Source organism: Ignavibacterium sp. (genome assembly GCA_032027145.1).
Classification (GTDB): domain Bacteria; phylum Bacteroidota; class Ignavibacteria; order Ignavibacteriales; family Ignavibacteriaceae; genus IGN3.
This window is the reverse complement of record JAVSMP010000001.1, coordinates 2,665,454-2,686,781: the sequence shown is the minus strand read 5'-3', so window position 1 is coordinate 2,686,781 and position 21,328 is coordinate 2,665,454. Positions and strand designations below refer to the sequence as shown.

General features: G+C 31.7%; 24 protein-coding genes. 2 read left to right on the top strand and 22 right to left on the bottom strand.

Annotation, left to right across the window (positions count from 1 at the left end; all coding sequences use genetic code 11):
* Positions 1–4: 4 nt before the first annotated feature.
* The 22 genes from ROY99_11290 to ROY99_11185 all read right to left on the bottom strand — a co-directional run bounded on the left by ROY99_11290 (position 5) and on the right by ROY99_11185 (position 19,843).
* Positions 5–1,183, bottom strand: coding sequence for a thiolase family protein (locus ROY99_11290; protein MDT3696960.1), 1,179 nt, complete (start codon positions 1,181–1,183; stop codon positions 5–7).
* A gap of 83 nt (positions 1,184–1,266) precedes the next feature.
* On the bottom strand, positions 1,267–2,385 hold the full coding sequence (locus tag ROY99_11285) for a hypothetical protein (GenBank protein MDT3696959.1): 1,119 nt from the start codon (positions 2,383–2,385) through the stop codon (positions 1,267–1,269).
* Between the two features lie 27 nt (positions 2,386–2,412).
* The gene (locus ROY99_11280; protein ID MDT3696958.1) at positions 2,413–2,634 is read right to left on the bottom strand and encodes a DUF2795 domain-containing protein; all 222 of its coding nucleotides are present in this window, start codon (positions 2,632–2,634) and stop codon (positions 2,413–2,415) included.
* A gap of 31 nt (positions 2,635–2,665) precedes the next feature.
* Positions 2,666–3,577 (bottom strand): M23 family metallopeptidase, encoded by a 912-nt coding sequence (locus ROY99_11275; GenBank protein MDT3696957.1) that lies wholly within the window; start codon positions 3,575–3,577, stop codon positions 2,666–2,668.
* 62 nt (positions 3,578–3,639) lie between these two features.
* A complete protein-coding gene (gene hprK / locus ROY99_11270; GenBank protein MDT3696956.1) occupies positions 3,640–4,650 on the bottom strand; it encodes an HPr(Ser) kinase/phosphatase in 1,011 nt (336 codons plus the stop codon).
* Positions 4,650–4,952 carry a ribosome-associated translation inhibitor RaiA gene (gene raiA, locus ROY99_11265; GenBank protein ID MDT3696955.1) on the bottom strand — a complete coding sequence of 101 codons (303 nt, stop codon included), beginning with the start codon at positions 4,950–4,952 and terminating at the stop codon, positions 4,650–4,652. The genes hprK and raiA overlap by 1 nt, the downstream gene beginning before the upstream one ends.
* A 15-nt stretch (positions 4,953–4,967) precedes the next feature.
* The gene (locus ROY99_11260) at positions 4,968–5,849 is read right to left on the bottom strand and encodes a tyrosine-type recombinase/integrase (GenBank protein ID MDT3696954.1); all 882 of its coding nucleotides are present in this window, start codon (positions 5,847–5,849) and stop codon (positions 4,968–4,970) included.
* 119 nt (positions 5,850–5,968) lie between these two features.
* The gene (gene ybeY / locus ROY99_11255; protein ID MDT3696953.1) at positions 5,969–6,388 is read right to left on the bottom strand and encodes an rRNA maturation RNase YbeY; all 420 of its coding nucleotides are present in this window, start codon (positions 6,386–6,388) and stop codon (positions 5,969–5,971) included.
* Complete coding sequence (locus tag ROY99_11250; GenBank protein MDT3696952.1) at positions 6,385–6,969, bottom strand: gamma carbonic anhydrase family protein; 585 nt, start codon at positions 6,967–6,969, stop codon at positions 6,385–6,387. The genes ybeY and ROY99_11250 overlap by 4 nt, the downstream gene beginning before the upstream one ends.
* The gene (locus ROY99_11245; GenBank protein MDT3696951.1) at positions 6,942–7,754 is read right to left on the bottom strand and encodes a DUF3108 domain-containing protein; all 813 of its coding nucleotides are present in this window, start codon (positions 7,752–7,754) and stop codon (positions 6,942–6,944) included. Before ROY99_11245 ends, ROY99_11250 begins: the two co-directional genes overlap by 28 nt.
* Positions 7,751–9,358 carry a S41 family peptidase gene (locus ROY99_11240; GenBank protein MDT3696950.1) on the bottom strand — a complete coding sequence of 536 codons (1,608 nt, stop codon included), beginning with the start codon at positions 9,356–9,358 and terminating at the stop codon, positions 7,751–7,753. Before ROY99_11240 ends, ROY99_11245 begins: the two co-directional genes overlap by 4 nt.
* Positions 9,359–9,433: 75 nt before the next feature.
* Entirely contained in the window at positions 9,434–10,945 is a 1,512-nt protein-coding gene (gene lysS / locus ROY99_11235; protein ID MDT3696949.1) for a lysine--tRNA ligase, read from the bottom strand.
* 2 nt (positions 10,946–10,947) lie between these two features.
* On the bottom strand, positions 10,948–12,474 hold the full coding sequence (gene dacB, locus ROY99_11230) for a D-alanyl-D-alanine carboxypeptidase/D-alanyl-D-alanine-endopeptidase (protein MDT3696948.1): 1,527 nt from the start codon (positions 12,472–12,474) through the stop codon (positions 10,948–10,950).
* On the bottom strand, positions 12,449–13,159 hold the full coding sequence (locus tag ROY99_11225) for a pseudouridine synthase (GenBank protein MDT3696947.1): 711 nt from the start codon (positions 13,157–13,159) through the stop codon (positions 12,449–12,451). The genes dacB and ROY99_11225 overlap by 26 nt, the downstream gene beginning before the upstream one ends.
* The gene (gene scpB / locus ROY99_11220) at positions 13,128–13,778 is read right to left on the bottom strand and encodes an SMC-Scp complex subunit ScpB (GenBank protein MDT3696946.1); all 651 of its coding nucleotides are present in this window, start codon (positions 13,776–13,778) and stop codon (positions 13,128–13,130) included. Before scpB ends, ROY99_11225 begins: the two co-directional genes overlap by 32 nt.
* Positions 13,771–14,490, bottom strand: coding sequence for a segregation/condensation protein A (locus ROY99_11215; GenBank protein ID MDT3696945.1), 720 nt, complete (start codon positions 14,488–14,490; stop codon positions 13,771–13,773). Before ROY99_11215 ends, scpB begins: the two co-directional genes overlap by 8 nt.
* Complete coding sequence (gene trpS / locus ROY99_11210; protein MDT3696944.1) at positions 14,490–15,470, bottom strand: tryptophan--tRNA ligase; 981 nt, start codon at positions 15,468–15,470, stop codon at positions 14,490–14,492. The genes ROY99_11215 and trpS overlap by 1 nt, the downstream gene beginning before the upstream one ends.
* 53 nt (positions 15,471–15,523) lie before the next feature.
* Positions 15,524–16,027: an HNH endonuclease gene (locus ROY99_11205; GenBank protein ID MDT3696943.1), complete on the bottom strand. Its 504-nt coding sequence runs from the start codon at positions 16,025–16,027 to the stop codon at positions 15,524–15,526.
* Between the two features lie 304 nt (positions 16,028–16,331).
* Positions 16,332–16,706 (bottom strand): holo-ACP synthase, encoded by a 375-nt coding sequence (gene acpS, locus ROY99_11200; GenBank protein MDT3696942.1) that lies wholly within the window; start codon positions 16,704–16,706, stop codon positions 16,332–16,334.
* A gap of 9 nt (positions 16,707–16,715) precedes the next feature.
* Positions 16,716–18,416, bottom strand: a complete 1,701-nt coding sequence (gene ggt, locus ROY99_11195; protein ID MDT3696941.1) for a gamma-glutamyltransferase — start codon at positions 18,414–18,416, stop codon at positions 16,716–16,718.
* Positions 18,400–19,308 (bottom strand): MlaD family protein, encoded by a 909-nt coding sequence (locus ROY99_11190; GenBank protein MDT3696940.1) that lies wholly within the window; start codon positions 19,306–19,308, stop codon positions 18,400–18,402. Before ROY99_11190 ends, ggt begins: the two co-directional genes overlap by 17 nt.
* Positions 19,309–19,417: 109 nt before the next feature.
* Positions 19,418–19,843 carry a single-stranded DNA-binding protein gene (locus ROY99_11185; protein MDT3696939.1) on the bottom strand — a complete coding sequence of 142 codons (426 nt, stop codon included), beginning with the start codon at positions 19,841–19,843 and terminating at the stop codon, positions 19,418–19,420.
* A 348-nt stretch (positions 19,844–20,191) separates the two neighbouring features.
* On the opposite strand from ROY99_11185, the gene ROY99_11180 reads away from it, so the two are divergent.
* Both ROY99_11180 and ROY99_11175 read left to right on the top strand, forming a co-directional pair.
* Positions 20,192–20,710, top strand: coding sequence for a hypothetical protein (locus tag ROY99_11180; protein MDT3696938.1), 519 nt, complete (start codon positions 20,192–20,194; stop codon positions 20,708–20,710).
* Between the two features lie 19 nt (positions 20,711–20,729).
* Positions 20,730–21,326, top strand: a complete 597-nt coding sequence (locus tag ROY99_11175) for a hypothetical protein (protein MDT3696937.1) — start codon at positions 20,730–20,732, stop codon at positions 21,324–21,326.
* Positions 21,327–21,328 lie beyond the last annotated feature (2 nt).

Sequence of the window (21,328 nt, the reverse complement as noted above, 5' to 3'; positions counted from 1 at the left end):
CTTATTATAAATAATTTTTTACTATAACTGCAGATGCTTCTCCCCCGCCTATACATAAAGATGCTAATCCTAAATTTAGTTTCCTTCTTTTCATTTCATGAATAAGAGTTACAAGTATTCTTGCCCCGCTTGCCCCAATCGGATGACCTAAAGCAATTGCACCTCCATTTACATTAACGTTTTCGGTTGTTAGTCCCAATAACTTATTTACTGCCAATGATACAACAGCAAAAGCTTCATTAATTTCCCAGAGGTCTATATCATTTATTTTCATACCAGCTTTTTTCAATACTTTATTTATTGCATCAGCTGGTGCAGTCGTAAATTCGATCGGTGCTTTAGCTGCAGATCCTTGTGCAACAATTTCAACTAAAGGAGTAATATTAAGTTCTTTGGCTTTTTCTTCACTCATAATAATGAGTGCTGCTGCACCATCATTAATACTTGAAGCATTGGCAGCAGTTACAACTCCGTTCTTATCAAAAACAGGTCTAAGTGAAGGGATCTTATCATATTTTACTTTGCCAGGTTCCTCATCTTTATTAATAATGATTTCGCCTGATTTAGAAGTTTGTTTTATTGGATATATTTCTTCTTCAAATTTTCCCGAATTTACTGCTTCATTTGCTCTCTTGTAAGATTCAATTGCAAAATGATCAAGTTCTTCTCTTGTAAAAGAAAAATCTCTTGCACAAGATTCAGCACAATTACCCATATGAATATTATTATAAACATCCCACAATCCATCAGTAATTATAGAATCTTTTAATTCTCCGTGTCCTAAACGATAACCATTTCTTGCACTTGAAAGAAGATATGGAGCGTTGGTCATACTTTCCTGTCCTCCGGCTATTACAATATCAGCATCGCCTAATGCTATTGCCTGCTGTGCTAGCATTACTGCTTTCAATCCACTGCCACACATTTTATTTATTGTTAAACATTCAGTTTTTACCGGAAGACCTGCGTACAACGCTGCTTGTCTGGCTGGTGCTTGTCCCTGTCCAGCCATTAAAACATTTCCCATTATTACTTCATCCACAATCTTAGGATCAAGTTTAGAATCTTCTAAAACAGATTTAATGGCAAAACTGCCTAATTGTGCTGCTGAAAAAGGTGATAAGACACCGTTAAATGAACCAATAGCTGTTCTTTTTGCAGATACAATAACTACTTTCTTCATAATACCCTCGGTTTAAATAGTTAATATTATTTTATCAAAAATAAAAAAATAAATGCTAAAAGAATTACAATTCGGAAGAATAATTATGAAGTAATCAAAGAGATTTGTGCAATAACATTACTAACTGCAACATTCAGATTAATATTATTCCTGGTATAGTTGGAGATGTTATCAAGTTTACTAATTACAGATTGAATATTTGCTTCTGGAAATTTCTCGTGGAATTTTTGAAAAGTGTCCAAATATCCCTTAAAATACAACTTAGAATTTGAGTTATACCGATATCGCTGCAAGTCATTGAACCAGGTTAATATCAAGCGGATTATTAGATTAAATTTTAACAAGTCTGATTCTGAAACTATTTCTTCAAACTCAGCAAGTGCAGAATTATATCTTTTCCCGAAAGAATATCTAAGAATTTTGATAACTTTTTCTAATAATTCAAAAAGATTACTTTCAATTAAAGATAATGCCGTTTGAACTGAACCTTCTGAAAATGGGATAACTTCATCAGCTAATTCTTCTTCAATGTTAAATCTTTCAACTAATATCTTCTTTAATTCCTGCTCGGGTATTGGTTGAAAAGCAATATTCCAGCAACGGGATTTAATAGTTTCTCTAAGTTTTTCTGGTGCTGAAGTTGTTAAAATAAATACAACTCCGTTTGGTGGTTCTTCAAGGTTTTTAAGTAAGGCATTTTGCGATTCTTCATTCATTAAATGAGCTTGTGAAATCAAAATTATCCGATAGTTTATATCATCATAGTTTAATGTTAAAAACTTTTTGATATCACGAATACTACTTACTTTTATTTGATTAGCCTTAGGTATTCGAATTTTGTAATATGGATTATTAGATTTTACTTGAAATTCAGAATTGACTATATCCATTTCATCCTGTGATAATCTTTCTAAAGGACCATTCTGATCAGTTTCGTTTTTTCCTCTGGGAAGCGGAAAAATATATTTAATATAAGGTTCTGATAAGTGATTAATAAATTGAACAAGTTTTGAGTTTCTTAACTCATCATTACTATTAATCAGAGTGAGTTCTTTAGCAAAACTAATTGCAGCATTGTCTTTACCGAGTCCCTCATTTCCAGAAAATAAAAAAGCGTGAGGAATATTTTTACTTCTAAGAATATTAGCCAGCACTAATTTTACTTTTTGATTACCTGCTATTTCATTCAAAAAACTATTCATAAAAAAAGGCGCTCAAGGCGCCTGCACTTAATTATCTTCATCGTTATAGAAAAAATCTTCATCAGAAGGATAATCTGGCCAAATATCCTCAATTGATTCGTAGGGTTCATCCGAATCTTCAAGCTCTTTTAAATTTTCAATTACTTCATAAGGGGCACCAATTCTATCAGCATATTCTAATAGTTCTTCTTTAGTTGCGGGCCAGGGAGCATCGTCAAGAAAAGCCGCTAGTTCAACTGTCCAGATCATTTAAGTAAAAATCCTCCAACTTTATTAGCACTTAATTAGATTCAAAATAATTATATTCATCAAAAAAGAAATCAACAGGATTCAGGTTTTCTCCATTGTGCAGAACTTCATAATGCAAATGCGGACCAGTAGAAAGACCAGTATTGCCTGTCTTTGCAATAATCTCACCTCTTTTAACACTCTGTCCCTCACGAACTAGGATTTTGGATAAGTGAGCATAAATTGTTCTATAACCAAATCCATGATCAATTTCTACTGCCAACCCATAGCCTTGTTTTGGTCCAGAAAAGATTACTTTACCTTTACCAGAGGATTTAACATTTGTCCCAACATCAGCAATAATGTCAATACCATTGTGCATTTTATTAACACCTAAGACTGGATGTATTCTCATTCCATAACTTTCACTACTATAATTTCCATTGGTAGGTAAAATAGCCGGAATTCTTTCATAGAAATCTTTATTTTCATTTAGCTTGATCACAATCTCATTATACTGCGACTTTTCAAATTCAAATCTTTTTGTAACTTTATCAATATAATTCAAAGCATCAGATACTTCCCCAGAAAAATCGTGATACAAATTTTCTATTGTACTGCTTCCGCCAATACCAAATATTCTTTCTTCAGGGTTAATGGGTGTTAAATTGGTTGCAAGTCTTAATTCGTTACTGATCTCTGTAACTGAAGATAATTCTTTTTCTAAATCAGAATACTTCTGGGATAATTTTAAAATTTTTCCCTTCAGTTCTTTATTTTCATTTTTTAAAATTGCAACATCATTCTCGTTGTTAAGAAGTCCTGTAACGAGATAAAATATTCCAAATATCACTGCACTTAAAACAAATACAGATACAGTAAAATAAGTTACAAGCTTTTTCTTGAAATGCTTTATTTCAAGGAAATTGAGGCTTTTTTCAGAGAAATAGTAAAACTTTTTCATAAATTGTGGTGCAACTTAAAGAAATGAGTCTGCTTTGTCAATATCAAAAAGATAGAAAAAACTCATTCGAAATCATGTTCGAAATAATCAACTTCTCTGCTTAAAGCGGAATTTTTACTTTTTAGTTTTTCATTCAGTTTGCTTTGAAATACCTTTGCAGCATCGTATCCATAATGCTTTAGTAAATAGTTTAATCCAATAATTTCCAGGATAACTGTAATATTTTTGCCGGGAATAATCGGTAATTTAATGTAAGGAATATCTACATCCATTATATTCATAGTTTTATCCTCTAATCCAGTTCTGGTATAATCAGAATTATCATCCCAGAATTCTAATTCTACAACAATCTCAAGTCTTTTTTGTAATCTAATGGCTCTTATTCCAAAAATGCTTTGAATATCAATTATTCCTAATCCCCTTATTTCCATAAATTTCTGACCAATTTCAGTTGCAGAACCAATCAAAATTCCTTCACCTTTTTTTGTAAGAATAATAACATCATCAGCTACTAAGCGATGACCTCTTTCGATAAGGTCTAATGCAACTTCACTTTTTCCAATTCCTGATTTTCCAATAACCATAATACCTACACCATAAACATCAATAAAGGATCCGTGGAATGACATTCGTGGAGAAAACTGATCGTCTAAAAAATCGCTTAAGAAATAAACTAGTTTTGTGGTAGAATAGCTGGTTTGAAACAATGGGATACGAAATTTATTTGCTTTTTCTATTAATAAAGGGATTGGTTTATTATTATCGGTTAGAATAATACAGGGGATGTTAAACTTAAAAATTTTTTCAAGTGATTCATTCAATTTTTCAGGTGTTAAATGTTCTAAATATCTCATTTCAGTATTACCAAAAACCTGAACCCTGGTGTAAGAAAACAAATCAACAAAACCGGCCAGGGCTAAACCTGACCGGTGTAAGTTTTGTTCATATATTTTTTTTTCAAAATCGTTGTTTTCACTCAATAGTTCTAACTTGCAAATCTTTTTTGCGTTTTCAAAAAGAAATCCTACTGTAATAGATTCTTTTCGACTAACAGCATTCTGATCAAACTTCATCATCTTGCTTTAGAAACTCTTTTTGATTTTATAGTTTTTAACTGTCTCCTTAGTTTTTCAGCAGCAGAACTTATAGCTACTTTAAATTCTTCTGATTGATCTGCTGCATTTAATGTTTGCCCAGGGATGTACAAAACAACTTCTGCTTTTTTTATACTATTCTGATTATTCTGATAACTAAGGATTACGTCTGCTCCGATGATATCATCATTAAATTTTTCAAGTGCAGTAATTTCATCCCTGATAAATTCTTTTAAGGTATCATGAGCTTTGAACTTTCTGGCTGTTATCTGAATATTCATTTTATCCTCCGTTAATTATGATTTTGGATGAGATTTTTTATATGTAGTTTTTAATCTTTCTATACTTACATGTGTATAGATTTGTGTTGTTGATAAATTTTCGTGTCCTAATATTTCTTTTACAGCTCTCAAATCAGCACCCTTATCCAGCATATGTGTTGCGGCACTATGACGTAGAATATGAGGACTTTTCTTTTTAATGTCTGAAACTCTCGATAAATATTTGTTAACAATCCGATAAACAAATCTTGGGTAAAGTTTATCATTTTTTTTTGTTCTAATCAAGTAATCATTCTTTGAAGCAACAGGATTTAATTCCAAATATTTTGAAATTGCAAGCATTGCTTTTTCTCCAACCGGTACTATGCGGGTTTTATTTCCTTTACCAGTAACAAGAAACTGTCCTTTATTTGAATTATACTCTTTATACTTCAGATTACAAAGCTCACTAACCCTTAAAGCAGATCCGTATAAAATCTCAAAAATAACTGATATTAGCTCTGGTTTTTCATTTGTCTCTTTAACATTATCAAGTAATTCCGGAAAAGTTGCATCAGATATTATTTCCGGCAATTTTCTTTTTGATTTTGGATTTTTAATTAATTGTACAGGATTTTCTTCTATCAGATCATTTTGAAAAGCATACTTAAAAAGACTTCTGATTGCTGCTAATTTTCTTGAAATTGTTTTTTTGTCAAGTTCTTTTTCATTTAAGTATACCAAATACGATTTTAAGAACCGCTCTGTAATATCAGAATTTTTAAACTTTCCTTTAAGAGTACAATATTTTTCAAACTCAGCAAGATCATTGGTATAAGCCTTAAGTGTATGCTCAGAATACCTGCTAATGTTGCGTAAATTTGACAAAAAATTATTTATCAGCGATTCTATTGTCACAATATTTAGAAATCAAAACTATGGTTAAATTACAATGACTGTATGATATGATCCGGAAAAAATATTTATACATCGGGATCAATTGAGGTTTATATTAATTGATTAAAATCTGATTACAATTAAGTAAAATTAATTTTCGAAAGCAATCTGTTTTCTAACCTTTTCATTATTTTTTTTTCACTCGGTGTTTTATCATCATAACCGGTCAAATGTAAAATACCGTGAATAACGAGTCTTTTTATCTCGGTTTCAAAGCTTACTTTGAATTTTTTTGAGTTTGTTAATGCTTCATCTAACGAGATATAGATTTCTGCATCAATTGATTCTTTATCATTTGAATAATCAAATGTTAATATATCTGTAGTATAATCGTGTGATAAGTGCTTTTTGTTTAACTCTCTTATCTCTTTATTATTTATAAAGTTTATTTGCAAAACTTGTACAGAAAAACTGATTTCTTTTGATAAATAATAAACTAATTGATGAATTTTTTTTTTATTCAGGGATTTTGTTTTATCAGATATACTAAGGTTCTTCATCCTAAAGACTCAAATGAACTTAATAATGAATCAACAGTAATTTCTGTGTAACCGGCATATCTTAAAGCTGATTTTTCAAATTCATTTATCTCTGCTTCAGTTAAATCTCTCACAATCTTAGCCGGTACACCAGCAACTAATTTTCCGGCAGGAACCACAAAATTTTGTTTAACTACAGAACCAGCAGCAACCATTGCCTTTTCTTCAATCACTGCCCCATCTAATACTATAGCACCAATTCCAATTAAACAAAGATCCATTAAAGTACAACCGTGTAATTTAACAGCATGACCAACTGTAACTTTATTACCGATATTCAGTGGGAATCTTCCATTTGTTACATGCAGCATTGAATTATCCTGAATATTTGTTGTTGACCCGATCTTTACATAATGTACATCACCTCTTATTACAGTATTGTACCAGATACTTGAGTCTTTATCAATTTTAACATCACCAACAATTTTTACTCCTGAAGCAAGAAAAACTGTTTTATCTATCTTTGGAAATAAATCTTTATAAGGAAAAAGTTTAACTTCATTATAATGTTTATTTAATCTTTGTATTTTGGAGGCATCCATTCTTTCTTATTCCAGTTTTTTAATTCTAATGTAATACTTCCAATTATTACCTGCATCTTAGCACGAATCGGAATTGCAAATTCGTCATTTGAAAACCATCCTTCAAAATAACCCGTTAAACCAAAAATACCTCTGAATTCTGTTTCACCATCAAGATAAACACAATCAATATCGTAATTAACCGCATCAATATCCCGGTCTTCATTATCCTTATAGAAATTAATATTAGTTTTTTCAAATTTTTCATTAATAAAAACCGGGACAGATAATTTTTTCTGAAGTCCGGTTCTCATTCGGGCATAATAAAACAACGATAAACCATCCAGATAATCTTTATCTGATTTACCTAATGAATCTGTCCAGATTTCATTTGTTCCTTCGCGACCCTTTTTAACATGAATTGTTTTTTTATTTTTATCATACTGATAGATTGTAAAGGTTGTATCGCTTTTTATTATCGTTCCTTTGAAGTAACGGGAATGCTGCTTTTGATCAAACTTTGTTTCATAGATTTGATGCAGATCTACAAAAGGTATCCCGTAATATGAATCAATAAAAGCAATTGCACTGTAAATTGTATCATTTTTTTCTGTAGTTGCACTAGTAACTTTTAATCTTATCTCCCCTATTTCAAAAGCAAGGTATTTTACGACATAGGTTATATCCTCACCAACAATTATTTTTTTAGGTTTATAATCATTAGTGAAACTATACACCTTATTTGATGAGGGTAAAGAACAAAATAAAATTATAAAAGATAAAATCAGAAAAAAATATTTTTTCAATTTAATTCAGCTATGTTTTTTGCTTCGTCAAACAGAGTTAAAGCTTTGTTCATTTGTTCATCAGCAGTTAACAATATTGAATACCAGCCTTCATTTTTCCAATAATTTCTTGCTATTTGAGCTTTTAATCTGGCAATAATATAATCTTTATCTTCATTAAATTCTTTTTCATCAAACTCAACATCTTTTGATTTAGCATAATCTATAAAGTTTTTTACGAACGAATCAGATATTATAAAACTATCTTTAAATGATTTAAGATCCGGATATTTTTCCTTAATCATTCCATTATTTTTATCGAGATATGAAAGTATGTAAGTATAAAAAATATTTTTTCTTAATAAGTTTTGAGTAAACAATGTTACAGATTTTGATTTGATAATATAATCAGGAGTTATACCACCGCCTCCATAAACAAGTCTTCCTTTTTTAGTTTTATAAACAGGTTTAACAGAGTCTTTTTCTGCAGTGTGGTACAGATTTTCACCCTCAGTAGTATCTTCTTCATTCAACTCGGAATAATATTCAGTCTTATCTTTTTTGTTTTTATAGTCCCTCTGTATCAATCTTCCGCTTGGTGTATAGTATCGTGATATTGTTAATCTTAGTGCAGAGTTATCCGGTAAATCAAATTGTCTTTGAACAAGACCCTTACCAAACGAAGTTTCACCTACAATCAAACCTCTATCCCAATCCTGAACTGCGCCGGATACTATTTCACTTGCAGAAGCACTGCCGTGATTAATCAATATAATAATTGGAGTTTTTTCAAAGATAGATGATTCTGAAGCAAAATATTGTTCATCAAATTCCTGTCTTCTTCCTTCAGTGTAAACGATCTTTTTCTTACCATCAATAAAAAGGTCAGATATCTTTACTGCCTGATTTAAATATCCACCAGGATTACTTCTTAAATCAAGAACAAGTTGTTTCATTCCATCTTTATTAAGTGTTTGTAATGCTTTATTAAGTTCATCATAGGTAGTTTCTGAAAACCTTGAAACACTTACATAACCAGTGTTGTTATCAATCATAAAATATGTATCAACCGAATAGAGCGGAATTTTATCTCTTACAATTGTGTATTCAATTACTTTTGCAATTCCTGTTCTAATAATTGAAACATTAACTTCAGTACCGGCTTTACCTCTTAATTTTTTTCTAACAACGTCATTAGTAATACCAATTATGTTTTCGCCATCAATTTTCACTATTCGATCACCGGGTAATATTCCGAGCGCTTCACTAGGACCGCCAGAGATTGCTGAAACAACAGTTAAGGTATCGTTTACTATCTGAAATTCAATTCCGATGCCTTCAAAATCACCTCTGAAAGATTCTTCAACCTGTGTAAACTGTTCAGGTGAGATGTAAACTGAATGAGGGTCTAATTCATTAAGCATTCCATTTATTGCAGATTCAACAAGCTTTTGTGTATCAACCTCTTCAACATAATACTTCTCGGTAAAAGTCAATACATCGTTAAATTTTCTTATGCTTTCGCGAAGATTATCAACGGAGAAAGCTTTATTTAAGAACACACCCAGGACAATGCCTATTACAGTTGCAAACAGAAGATAAGGAAATTTTACAGATCTGAACATTTAGTTAAATACTCCATAATTTCAGTTTATAGATAAATAAAAAACATCAACTTAAATAGTCAAATATTAATCTTTTTAACTTTTTACTTCCGGTTTCATCTGAGGAAAAAAGATTACATCTCTGATAGAAGGTTGATTAGTAAAAAGCATAACAATTCTGTCTATACCAATTCCCAACCCAGCTGTTGGCGGCATTCCATATTCAAGTGCGCGAAGAAAATCTTCATCAATCTGATGAGCTTCTTCGTCACCAGCTTCACGCATCTTAACTTGTTCTTCAAATCTTTTTCTTTGATCAATCGGATCATTAAGTTCGGAGAAAGCATTACAGATTTCTCTGCCCATAACATACCCTTCAAATCTTTCCACAACTCCTTCTTTAGTCCGGTGTTTTTTTGCCAATGGTGAAAGTTCAATTGGATAATCTATAATAAATGTAGGCTGTATTAATGTTGGTTCTACAGTCGCACTAAACAATTCATCAACTAATTTAGCTCTAGAATTATTAACAGAAACATCTAAGCCTTGTTTCTTTGCAGTGTTTTTTAAGTCTTCAAGTGAACAGTTTAAAATATTTAAACCGGTTTTATTCTGAATCTCTTCAATCATCGATACTCTTTTCCAGGGTGCTTTAAAACTTACAAGTTTATCATCAATCTGAAACTCAAGTGTATTAAAAACACTTTTACAAATATGTTCAAACATTGATTCAACAAATTCCATCATCCAGTTATAATCTTTGTAAGGAACATAGAGTTCCATCATAGTAAACTCAGGATTATGCGATCTATCCATTCCTTCATTTCTAAAATCTTTAGATATTTCATAAACTCCGTTAAATCCACCAACAATTAATCTTTTAAGGTAAAGCTCATCGGCAATTCTTAAATAAAGCTGGGTATCAAGCGTATTATGATAAGTAATGAACGGTCTTGCAGAAGCCCCTCCATAAAGCGGCTGCAAAACAGGAGTTTCTACTTCAAGATAATTATTTGAATCCAGAAAATTCCTCATTGAAGAAATAATTTTACTTCTTTTGATAAAAACATCTTTGATTTCAGGATTAACGATCAAATCAAGGTATCTTCTTCTGTATCGTAATTCTTTATCAGCAAACTGATCGAAAATAGTTTTATTACCCTGTTCGTCAACAACTTCTTTTGCAATAGGAAGCGGCAATAGGGATTTACTCAATAACTTCATAAGCTTGGTGTGGACAGAAATCTCACCGGTTTTTGTTTTAAACACAAATCCTTCTACACCAATTATGTCACCTATATCCATCAATTTAAAAATATCATAATACTCGCCAATATCATCTTTCTTTAAATAGATTTGAATTCTTCCTTTATGATCTTGAATATGAGCAAAGGACGCTTTACCCATTCGGCGTATTGCCATAATTCTGCCGGCAATACTTACGTTCATTTCATTACCTTCAACAAAGGTGCTTTTTATTGTTTCTGAATCTGAATTGACATTGAAAGAATATTCAAAAGGTTGTATTCCTTTTTTTAAAAGTTCATCAAGTTCTTCATATCTTCTTTTTATAAGTTCATTAATTGAAGGTTGAACAGTGTTCTCCAAAATTATTTTCTCCTGAAATTAGTTAATCTTAAACAGACAAGATCCTGAATATTATCAGCAAGCTTGATTGGAACATTAAAATTGTTAGCAATGATTGAAAAAGCAACCGGTTCGCTATCACCTGTAAAAGCATAACCGGAAAGACTTCTTACGTGACTGATAAATCCTGTTTTTGCTCTTACATTATTTTCTGCCGAAGTATTATTCATTCTCTTCCCTATAGTTCCATCAACTCCGGCAATTGGCAGGGAATTAAAAAAATCGGGATATATTTTATTATTTGAGTAAATATATTTTAACAATTCAACAATTTGTCGTGGCGTAACCATATTTATGTATGATAATCCGCTTCCATCCACCATTACAATATTTTCCGGATTCAATCCAATTTCGCTGAACAGTTCTTTAAGCACAGCAATTCCATTTGCTGCTGATCCAAAACCTTTCTTTTCAAGCCCAATAGTTTTTAATAGCTGTTCAGCAAAGAAATTCTGGCTTCCTTTATTAATTACTTTAATTATTTCTCTTAGCGGCTCAGAATACCAAGTAAACAATAATTCAAGGTCATTATAATTTATCTCTCTGTCATAGTCATCTATATCAATTGAGTAGCCATTAACTCTTATTTTACGTTGTTCGAGCCTGTTTTTAAATGCCATTATCATAAACTGTGTAGGATTCATCACAGTTGAATATGTTATAAGACTGTCTGAATTCTTTCTGAAAGTTCCTGATACTGTAACTACATTAGTTCCACGTTCCCTGTAAACATCAATCGAAGTTTTCTCATTCTTTGAAGCAACAGAAACATTATTCAACAATACAATATTTCTTAAAGCAGGGTTATAATTCACAAATACAGAATCAGTTATAGGATCATATTTAATTGTAATATCAATGCAATTATCATTGTAAGATAAAGCGCTGGATTGTGCTGCGTACCAATCTGTTTCATAATCCCATGCCCATCCATTGCCAAGTCCGGTATCTTCAAATAAATTATCATCACCGACAATATTTCCTTTAATATTTTTAATACCCATTTCCAGTAAAGAATCTATCCAGTTATCAAAGACATAATTTAAATCGTTGTTATAAAATCTGCCTGATATTGTTGGATCCCCTCTTCCCTGAATTATTAGATCGCCGTAAAGTGTTGAGCCTGATTGATAACCGTTTGTTAAAACATTGGTTGAAAATTTATAATCACTTCCTAAAAGCAGTAATCCACCGGAGCTTGTAAAAAGTTTTAAGTTAGAAGCAGGAATAAAAAATTTATCTTCATTCCTTTTATAAAAATACTCTCCATTATTCAGCGATTGAATAACAACACCCCAATTTGCGTTTCTGAAACTATTGTCATCAAAAATATCATTCAGTTCTTTTTGCAGATCGGATATAGTTGAATAAGAGTAAGTTTTAAGTGAATCCTTAAGCAAATAGGTACTATCCTGTGCTGGTACATTGTTGTAGGCAAAATATGAAATACTTAAAATTATAAAACTATTTACTAAGCTTCTGAATTTCATTTTGTTTTAACTTTCTATAAGAACCTACTGGTATATCTGCTGTTATTCCTGCAAAACTTTTCCGGTTCAATTTTTCAACTGTATAATTAAGGGTCGAAAACATCTTTTTAACAAAGTGATTTCTGCCTTCGGTGCATTTTACAATTACATTTTTACCAAAGGATTTTTTACCGTAAGATATTTCTGAAAATCGGCTTCGCTTGCCATCGATAAAAACCCCTTTGATTAATTTTTTTTCATCTTCTAATGATAGCTCTTTATCAAGTGTTACTTCATACTCTCGAATTATATTATGTTTTGGATGCAATAATTTCTGGGCAAAATCACCATCGTTGGTAAGGATTAAAACACCGGTAGTATTATAATCCAATCTCCCGACAGGAAAAACTTTCTGTTTTGAAATTATCAGATCAACAACAGTTTTTCTTTTCTTTTCATCGTCTGTGGTAGTAACAACTCCCTTTGGCTTATTCAAAAGATAATAAACATGCTCAGCTGGCTGTATTTTTTCTCCATCCACAAAAACATTATCAATATCAGGATCAACTTCAAAGGCAAGTTTAGTGATAGTTTTATTATTAACAGTTACCCTTCCCTGAAGTATAAGTTCCTCAGCTTTACGTCTTGAAGTCAGCCCGCTTTCGGCAATATATTTATTCAGTCTGGTCGTAGTTTTTATCTTCACCAATTTCTTTTTCCAGAGATTCTTCGACAAAGTTCATCATTATTTTATTTTTTTGTTCAATGAAATCTTCGTCTTTCATAATTTCCTCAATTTCACGAGGTTTGGGTAGATCACTCAAATTATACAACCCAAAATATTTTAAAAATTCTGTTGTAGTACCATAAAGCAATGGTCTTCCGATACTTTCTGCCCTGCCTATAATTGTTATAAGATTTTTTTCCAATAATGTTGTGAGGATGTAATCTGAATTCACACCTCTAATTTGTTCTAGCTCTGGTTTTGTAACCGGCTGCTTATAAGCTATAATAGCAAGAGTTTCTAATGCAGCCTGGCTTAATCTTCTTTTTGATTTTTCAGATGAAAGATAACCGACGTATTTTGCAAATATTTCTGTCGTAACAAAGACAAAGCCGTTAGCAATTTTTTTAATTCTAAAAGATCTGCTGCTATCTTCATAAGATTTATTTAATTGCTCAATAGTTTCATAAACATTTTCTGAACTGATTTCGATATCTTCGCCATCAATTCCCTTGATAGCTCGAATAATTTCGTTTTCTGAAATCGGTTCATCAGAAGAAAAAATAAGCACTTCAATTATAGAACTGTAAGATTTATCCATTTGCTAATCCGTATATAACAAAATCATTAAACTCAGATGATTCTTTTATTCCAATCCTTCCTATCTTAGTTAATTCGAGCAATGCAATAAAGGTTATCACTATTCTGATTTTTTCTTTCATACCGTAAACAAGACTTAAAAAATGAATTTCACCTTTTTCTAAGATCCTATCCAGTATATATTTTATCTGATCATCAATACTGATGTTTATTTTTTTAATTTCATGAACAACCTGCGGTTTAACTCCATCAATTGCCTTTTTGAATGCTTTAGCTAAATCATAAATAGAAATATTTTTCAATAATATATCATACTCTGGTGGAGCAGTCTTTTCATCAGCAGAAAAGTAACCTCTGTAATTAAGCTTACGCTGATTTGATTCAAGAAATGTAAGATCTTCAGCAACTTCTTTATACTTTTTATATTCAAGTAAAGCCTTAATCAAATCTGCACGCGGATCAATTTCATCACCTTTTTCATTAACTTCTCGGGGCAATAGCATCCTAACTTTTATGTGCATCAATGTGGAAGCCATAAGAATAAAATCACCGGCAACTTCTAAATCCATAAGTTTAATAAGATTCACATATTCCAGAAACTCACTTGTTATTCTTGAAATAGGAATATCATAAATATTCAGTTCATCTCTTTTTATAAAAAAGAGAAGTAAATCAAGCGGTCCTTCAAATTGTTCTAATTTAATTTTATACATTATCCAAGCTTCATCTTATCATGAACTTCACTCATTGTTTTAACGGCAACTTGTTTAGCTTTCTTTTCACCATCTGCAAGAATATCTTTTACTTCATTCATGTTTGATTCAAAATGTTTTCTTTTTTCAATAATTGGTGAAAGGAACTCAGATATTTTTTCAGCACATTTCATTTTACACTCAAAACAACTGATTGTACCGCCTCTGCAAGCCTCATCAATTTCTTTAGCTGCTTCCTTATTAAAAAATTTATGATATGAAAATACTGTACAAATATCAGGATTTCCCGGAGTTTCTTTTTTAGTTTTATTCGGATCAATAGCAGCTTTTCTCATTTTCTTCTGCACTATTTCAGGTTCATCAGAAAGCAATATTGCATTGCCCAGCGACTTACTCATTTTTGCATTTCCATCCAAACCGGATAACCTTGGAAATTTTGTGAGCAAAGGTTCTGGCTCAGGAAAGACATTGCCATATTGTTTATTGAACCTTCGAGCAATTTCCCTTGTAATTTCAACATGCGGCACCTGATCATCACCAACGGGTACAACACTTCCCTTATACAATAGTATATCTGCAGCCTGAAGTACAGGATATCCCAAATGTCCATATACAGTATTCTGAATATGTAAGTCCCGAATTTGATCCTTCAAAGTTGGATTTCTCTCAAGTCTGCTTACTGTTATCAACATGCTGCAAATCAAATTCAATTCTGTATGTTCTTTAATCTGAGACTGTCTGAACATCGGACTTTGATCAGCATTAAGCCCAACAGCTAACCAGTCTATCAGCATATCAATTGAATTCTGATAAATATCTTTTGTATCCAAATTAGTTGTGAGAACATGATAATCTGCAATCAGGAAAAAACTATCGTACTGATTCTGCAAAGCAATCCAGTTTTCCAAAGCACCTGCGTAATGACCGAGATGAAGCTTGCCAGTCGGTCTCATTCCGCTTAAAATTCTTTTTTTCGGCATCTTAACTATTTTTTGTTTTTAACTGTTAAAGATACAAATAATGATAAAAACTTTCAGGACAGATATAGATACGGTTTCCATCTATCATCAAGCCGGCTTACAACATTCTTAATAAAAAGAATATGGCTTGGCTTAAAAGGGCGTGATAATAATTTCATATTTGCTTCTTCAGGAGTGCGGTCACCTTTTCTGTTGTTACAAACGGTACAGGCAGTTATAAGATTTTCCCATGTATCATCTCCGCCGCGTGCTTTTGGGAAGATATGATCAACAGTAAGAGGAATATCTGACCTGCCGCAATAGGCACATTTAAAAGAATCTCTTCTTAAAATATTTTTTCTGGTAAGAATAACTTTTTTGTAGGGCAGTTTAATGAACTTATTAATTCTGATAACACTTGGCCAGGGATATTCACGTGATATGGAATGAAGATTTTTTCTCTCATCGTTTATTACTGATTCCGCTTTGCCAAGATATATTAGTATAAATGCTTTACGAATACTGCAAATTGATAACGGCTCATAACTATTATTTAAGACAAGCACTTTAGAATTCAATTTACCATTTACTGGAACAGACCGTTCGAAGACTATCTCCTTAATCAGATTTTCTGGAGGATTTAATTAAATAAATTCTGGCAACAATGCGAAGAATAAATATTATTATCATTATTATAAGTACTGGTACGAACCAGCTTCTGGGCACCAAGTTGAAAAACAATAACACTGCAGCCACTACAGCTAAAATGATAGATGAATAGTTAAAATAGTTGTACCAATTTTTTTGCATCTGAATCACAATTTTGTTAAAACAAAACTACAAATTGTAAAACAGTTTATCAATAAATAAAAAGTAATTTATTTATTTCATATATATCAGCGCAACACAAGCTACGTAATTGTCAGAATGGCTAATAGAAATTTTTATTTCTTTATCATTGGAAAGATAATCTTTTAGTTTGCCAAAAAACTTAACAACAGGCAATCCGTTTTGTTCATTGGTTATCTCAATATTTTTCCAGCTTGCAACTTTGTCCCACGTGCCAGATAATGCTTTGTAGATAGCTTCTTTTGCAGCAAACCTTGCTGCAAGATGCTGATACTTGTTGAATTTTGCCAAACAATAATTTATTTCGTTTTGAGTATAGATTTTATTTAAAAATATATCACCAAATTTATTAACACTGTCTTTTATTCTATCAATTTCTATTATATCAATTCCAATTCCAATGATCATAACTATCCTTTAATAACCTGCTGCTTTACCATAACCTCTGGGATCCGTAGCACCATAAAAGACTTTTTTCATTACATCAAAATATATTCCTTCAACTCTTCCCAGTGATCGTTCATTGCCAATAGAATGCCCCATTTCAATCAATGAATTTTTAACATCAGCAGTTAATCCAAAACTTTCATAATCAATCTGATCAGGCATCAATTGATGATGAATTCTTGGTTTGTTTATGGCTTGCTGTATATCCATTCCAAAATTCAGGACATTCAGGATAACCTGCAAAACAACAGTCGAAATAGTAGAACCACCCGGAGACCCAACGATAAGAACTGGTATATTATCCTTCAGCACTATTGTCGGACTCATTGAACTTTGCATTCTTTTATTTGGTTCAATTCTATTTGCGTAACTTCCAAGTAAACCAAATTGATTTGGTTCACCAACCTTCGAACTAAAATCATCCATTTCATTATTTAAAAAGAAGCCAGCTCCATCAACAACAACTTTTGAACCGTAAGATGAGTTAATAGTAGTTGTAGTACTAACAGCATTTCCAAATCTATCTACTATTGAGTAATGAGTTGTCTCTTCACTTTCATATTGACTTTTAAAATTACCCGGTAAGATTTGCAGAGAAGGTACTGCATTGCTGCCTATCTTGGAAAAAATATTTTTAGTGTAAAATTCAGATAAGATAGAATCAATAGGAATATCTATAAAATCAGGATCGCCGATATATTTAGATCTGTCAGCAAAAGAATACTTCATACTTTCAACCAAAGCGTGAATATAATTACTGCTACCCCATTCTTCTTTTGTGAAATTATAATTTTCCAGAATATTTAGCATTTCAAGCAGGCTTACACCACCACCGCTTGGCGGACCCATTGTAATTACTTTATAACCGTTGTATTGAATTGAAATAGGTTCTCTTTCTATTGGTTTATAATTTTCAAGATCATTTTTTGAAATATATCCATTATCTGAATTAATTTGTTTTACAATAAGCTCAGCGGTTTCACCTTTGTAAAAACCATCCAAACCAAATTTGCTGATAAGTTTTAATGTCTTAGCAAGATCTTTTTGAATCAGCAGCTCGCCTTCTGAAAATGCTAATCCATTTTTTGTAAATATTTTCCTGGTTGATTCAACCTTATTAAATTCTTCCAGCTCAAATTCTAGTGACTGTGCAAATCTATTCTCAATAAGAAAACCGTTCTCTGCAAGATCAATAGCAGGTTGAATTATCTCATCCAAAGACAGTGTTCCATATTTATTTAAGGCATATATTAATCCTGCAACACTGCCCGGAACCCCGGATGATGTTACACCGTATTGACTTAACTCTGGGATAAAGGCACCTGAAGAATCCTGATACATTGTTTCGAAAGAAGTGCCTGGGGCTTTTTCACGATAATCAATTGTTGTATTTTTTCCATCAGAAAGATGGATTACCATAAATCCACCTCCGCCAAGATTTCCGGCTGATGGATAAGTAACAGCTAGTGCAAATCCAACTGCAACAGCAGCGTCAACAGCATTACCTCCCTTTTTCAAAATCTCTAAACCAACATCTGAAGCAATTTTACTAGCAGTTACAACTATTCCGTTTTTTCCTCTAACCGGATCTTGTAATGCTGCGGTATTTTCGGGTGCGTAATAAAAAAAAATCAGATAAAAAACTGATAATGATCTAAAAAATATTTGCATCAACATTAATTCCATCATTTTTAAGCTGGTCAATCAAGACAGAAGTTAGCTCGTTTACCTGTTCTAAAGTTTTATTCAGCTTATCAAATAAATCTTTATCGTAAAGTAGTTTGCCGATATTATTCTGCTGATTTACTGTTTCACTTGTTATTGTATTCAAATCAGCTAAAAGTTCATCGCTTTTTTTAACCAACGATTTTAAATCAGCTAATAACACATTGATATTTTCTGTATTATCAGTAAGCAATTTATTGGTCTTCTCAGAAAGCTCCACAGCATTTGTTGTAAGTTTTTTTATATCATTTCTGTTTTCGTTCAGTATTGAATTAACTTTATCAGTTAGCACAACAAGATTAGATATAGATTTTCTAACATCATTATTAAAATTATCATCACTCACAATTTTATTTAACGAACCTAAAGATATCTTAACATCTTTAAGAACTGTAACCAGATCATCCTGCACGGAACCAAATAAAGACATAGCGGAAGGTATATCGGAATAAAAAACTCCATTTGCAATTTTTGATTTATCAAAATTTATATTTGATTTACCGGGAAATATCTCAACTTTTTTTCCACCCATTAAATCAAGCATTGAGACAGCAAATGTTGCATCCTCTTTTAAAATAATATCGTTATCAATTGATAGTTCAACTAAAACGCTATTTGCTCCGACTTTCATATCCTGAACAAAACCTTTCTTCATTCCATTAACTGTTACCTGATCACCAATTTCCAGTCCAGATACATTATCAAACCTGACATTTATTTTATAAGAATTTGAACTTAAAGAAAAATTCTTTGTCCATCCAAAAATCCATAGTAAAACTAGTAATCCAATAACTACAGTAATACCGACTTTAATTTCTGTTTTGCGCTCATTTTTCATTTTGATCACTTAAGAATTTTTCCTGCTAGTGAATAAGTAAAATTAAATAAAAAAGGATGAATAAATTTAATTATTCATCCGTTAATTCTAAATATTTTCCGAATATAATTTAGAAAGGCAGATCCTCGTTTGAGTCAACTGAAGACATGCTTTCATTCTGAATATTGTTTTCGGAATTTGAATCTGATAATCCGGAACTTTCGCCGCTTCCTTCTAATGGAATAATCTTTTCAGAAATAACTTCAGTTGAATACCGTTTAATTCCATCTTTATCAGTGTATTCACCTTTTTTTAACCTTCCTTCAACATAAATTTTCTTGCCTTTTTTCAAATGATCTTTCATAAAATCTGAAAGATTATAAGCAGTAACATTATGCCAGGTAGTTTCATTTACCCATTCTCCGTTTTTGCCCTTATAACTATGAGTAGTTGCAAGTGAGAAGCTGGAAATTGAAAGAGTATCACCAGTAAATCTGGTTTCAACATCTCTACCCAAATTGCCAATCAACATAATCCGGTTTAATGAAAAAGCCATTAGTGCCTCCTGTTTATTTATTGTTAGATAAGTTGATTAAGAAAGACAATATATATTTCACAATTTAAATGATGTTAAATTAAAATGCCACAAAAAAAAATTAATAATATGATGTAATCTTTTGCTGTAATATTTACCGACTAATTTTGCGCATAACTTAGCAGATACTGTCAAGATTTGTTGACAAAAGAAACCTTTATTTTCAAAGAGTATTTACAGAATAAATATCAATCACTTTCTCATTATAAAACACAAAAATGGATATTAAAAATATAATAAGACGTTAAAACCATATAATCTTTGGCTTAATACTTGAATCTAAGAAGAGAAAAAAATATGGATGTTTAAATGAATACTGGTCAGTCAATGCTTGCTATGGGTGCTATGATGTTGTTATCATTTTTAGTACTACGATTTAATAGCATCCAACTTACTTCATCACAAGCCTCATATAATGCAAAGTTTGGAATTGTTGCAACATCATTAGCTAATTCTTTGATTGAAGAGGCAAAGGATAAAGTCTTTGATGCAGTTGTTCTTGATACTACAAAGTCAATTACATCTGCTTCAGATTTTTCTTCTGTTTTAGGTTTGGAAAGTGGTGAGGTTTATCCAGACTTTGATGATTTTGATGATTACAATAATCTCTTCTACCCTGATACAGTGTCACTAAAAGATCCCCTGACCGGTGCGGCTACTCGTTTTGATATCAGAGCTAAAGTTGAATATGTCAATGATGCAAACCCTGATATAAAAGCAGCCGGTAAAACTTATCATAAAAAAATAACAGTATCAGTATCTAGTACTGCTTTGGTTGATACAATAAGAATATCTTCTGTTTTTAGTTACTGGACACTTTTAGAATAAATAATTTGAAGGATTAAAAATGGGATTCACAACAATAATTGATATCCTCGGTGCTGCAATTATAGGAGGGCTGTTACTAATCAATCTTCTCAAATTGAATGAAAATGTTTATCAGGTAGATAGCGCAACCGGTCATGATGTCAGTCTTCAGGTTGAAGTTATTAATATTGCAAATATCGTGGATTCTGATTTCAATAAAATTGGATATTGTGCTAATCCACTTAATATGAACGATGATCCAAAGGTTATACTTGCTGATACTTCGTCAATAAAAATTGTCTTTGATGTTGATAAAGATGGAGTTTATGATACAGTTTACTACTATGTAAGTGACACAAATTATCTTAATAACACACCTAATCCAAGAGATAGGATATTATATCGGAAAGTCAATTCAGATTATCCATTTATTGTTAGCAATAATGTAACAGAATTCAAATTGCAATATTTAGATGCACTTTACGATACCCTAACTACTCCTTTAGCATCACCCGGATTAGCAACATACATAAAAATTAGTTTTAGAGTAGAAGATCCATTTGCTTATGATGAAAAATATACTGAGGCATTCTGGAGACGATTAACTGTAACTTCAAAAAATTTAAAAAGAAACTGAGA

What these genes read in the sequence shown, in the direction of transcription:
- ROY99_11185 (MDT3696939.1), bottom strand. Translation starts at nt 19,843, where the DNA reads ATGGCTTTTTCATTAAACCGGATTATGTTGATTGGCAATTTGGGTAGA.
- ROY99_11190 (MDT3696940.1), bottom strand. Translation starts at nt 19,308, where the DNA reads ATGAAAAATGAGCGCAAAACAGAAATTAAAGTCGGTATTACTGTAGTT.
- hprK (MDT3696956.1), bottom strand. Translation starts at nt 4,650, where the DNA reads ATGAAGTTTGATCAGAATGCTGTTAGTCGAAAAGAATCTATTACAGTA.
- ROY99_11250 (MDT3696952.1), bottom strand. Translation starts at nt 6,969, where the DNA reads ATGGATGCCTCCAAAATACAAAGATTAAATAAACATTATAATGAAGTT.
- ROY99_11290 (MDT3696960.1), bottom strand. Translation starts at nt 1,183, where the DNA reads ATGAAGAAAGTAGTTATTGTATCTGCAAAAAGAACAGCTATTGGTTCA.
- ggt (MDT3696941.1), bottom strand. Translation starts at nt 18,416, where the DNA reads ATGCAAATATTTTTTAGATCATTATCAGTTTTTTATCTGATTTTTTTT.
- ROY99_11215 (MDT3696945.1), bottom strand. Translation starts at nt 14,490, where the DNA reads ATGTATAAAATTAAATTAGAACAATTTGAAGGACCGCTTGATTTACTT.
- ROY99_11275 (MDT3696957.1), bottom strand. Translation starts at nt 3,577, where the DNA reads ATGAAAAAGTTTTACTATTTCTCTGAAAAAAGCCTCAATTTCCTTGAA.
- ROY99_11285 (MDT3696959.1), bottom strand. Translation starts at nt 2,385, where the DNA reads ATGAATAGTTTTTTGAATGAAATAGCAGGTAATCAAAAAGTAAAATTA.
- acpS (MDT3696942.1), bottom strand. Translation starts at nt 16,706, where the DNA reads ATGATCATTGGAATTGGAATTGATATAATAGAAATTGATAGAATAAAA.
- ROY99_11240 (MDT3696950.1), bottom strand. Translation starts at nt 9,358, where the DNA reads ATGTTCAGATCTGTAAAATTTCCTTATCTTCTGTTTGCAACTGTAATA.
- ROY99_11180 (MDT3696938.1), top strand. Translation starts at nt 20,192, where the DNA reads ATGAATACTGGTCAGTCAATGCTTGCTATGGGTGCTATGATGTTGTTA.
- ybeY (MDT3696953.1), bottom strand. Translation starts at nt 6,388, where the DNA reads ATGAAGAACCTTAGTATATCTGATAAAACAAAATCCCTGAATAAAAAA.
- raiA (MDT3696955.1), bottom strand. Translation starts at nt 4,952, where the DNA reads ATGAATATTCAGATAACAGCCAGAAAGTTCAAAGCTCATGATACCTTA.
- trpS (MDT3696944.1), bottom strand. Translation starts at nt 15,470, where the DNA reads ATGCCGAAAAAAAGAATTTTAAGCGGAATGAGACCGACTGGCAAGCTT.
- ROY99_11175 (MDT3696937.1), top strand. Translation starts at nt 20,730, where the DNA reads ATGGGATTCACAACAATAATTGATATCCTCGGTGCTGCAATTATAGGA.
- scpB (MDT3696946.1), bottom strand. Translation starts at nt 13,778, where the DNA reads ATGGATAAATCTTACAGTTCTATAATTGAAGTGCTTATTTTTTCTTCT.
- ROY99_11280 (MDT3696958.1), bottom strand. Translation starts at nt 2,634, where the DNA reads ATGATCTGGACAGTTGAACTAGCGGCTTTTCTTGACGATGCTCCCTGG.
- dacB (MDT3696948.1), bottom strand. Translation starts at nt 12,474, where the DNA reads ATGAAATTCAGAAGCTTAGTAAATAGTTTTATAATTTTAAGTATTTCA.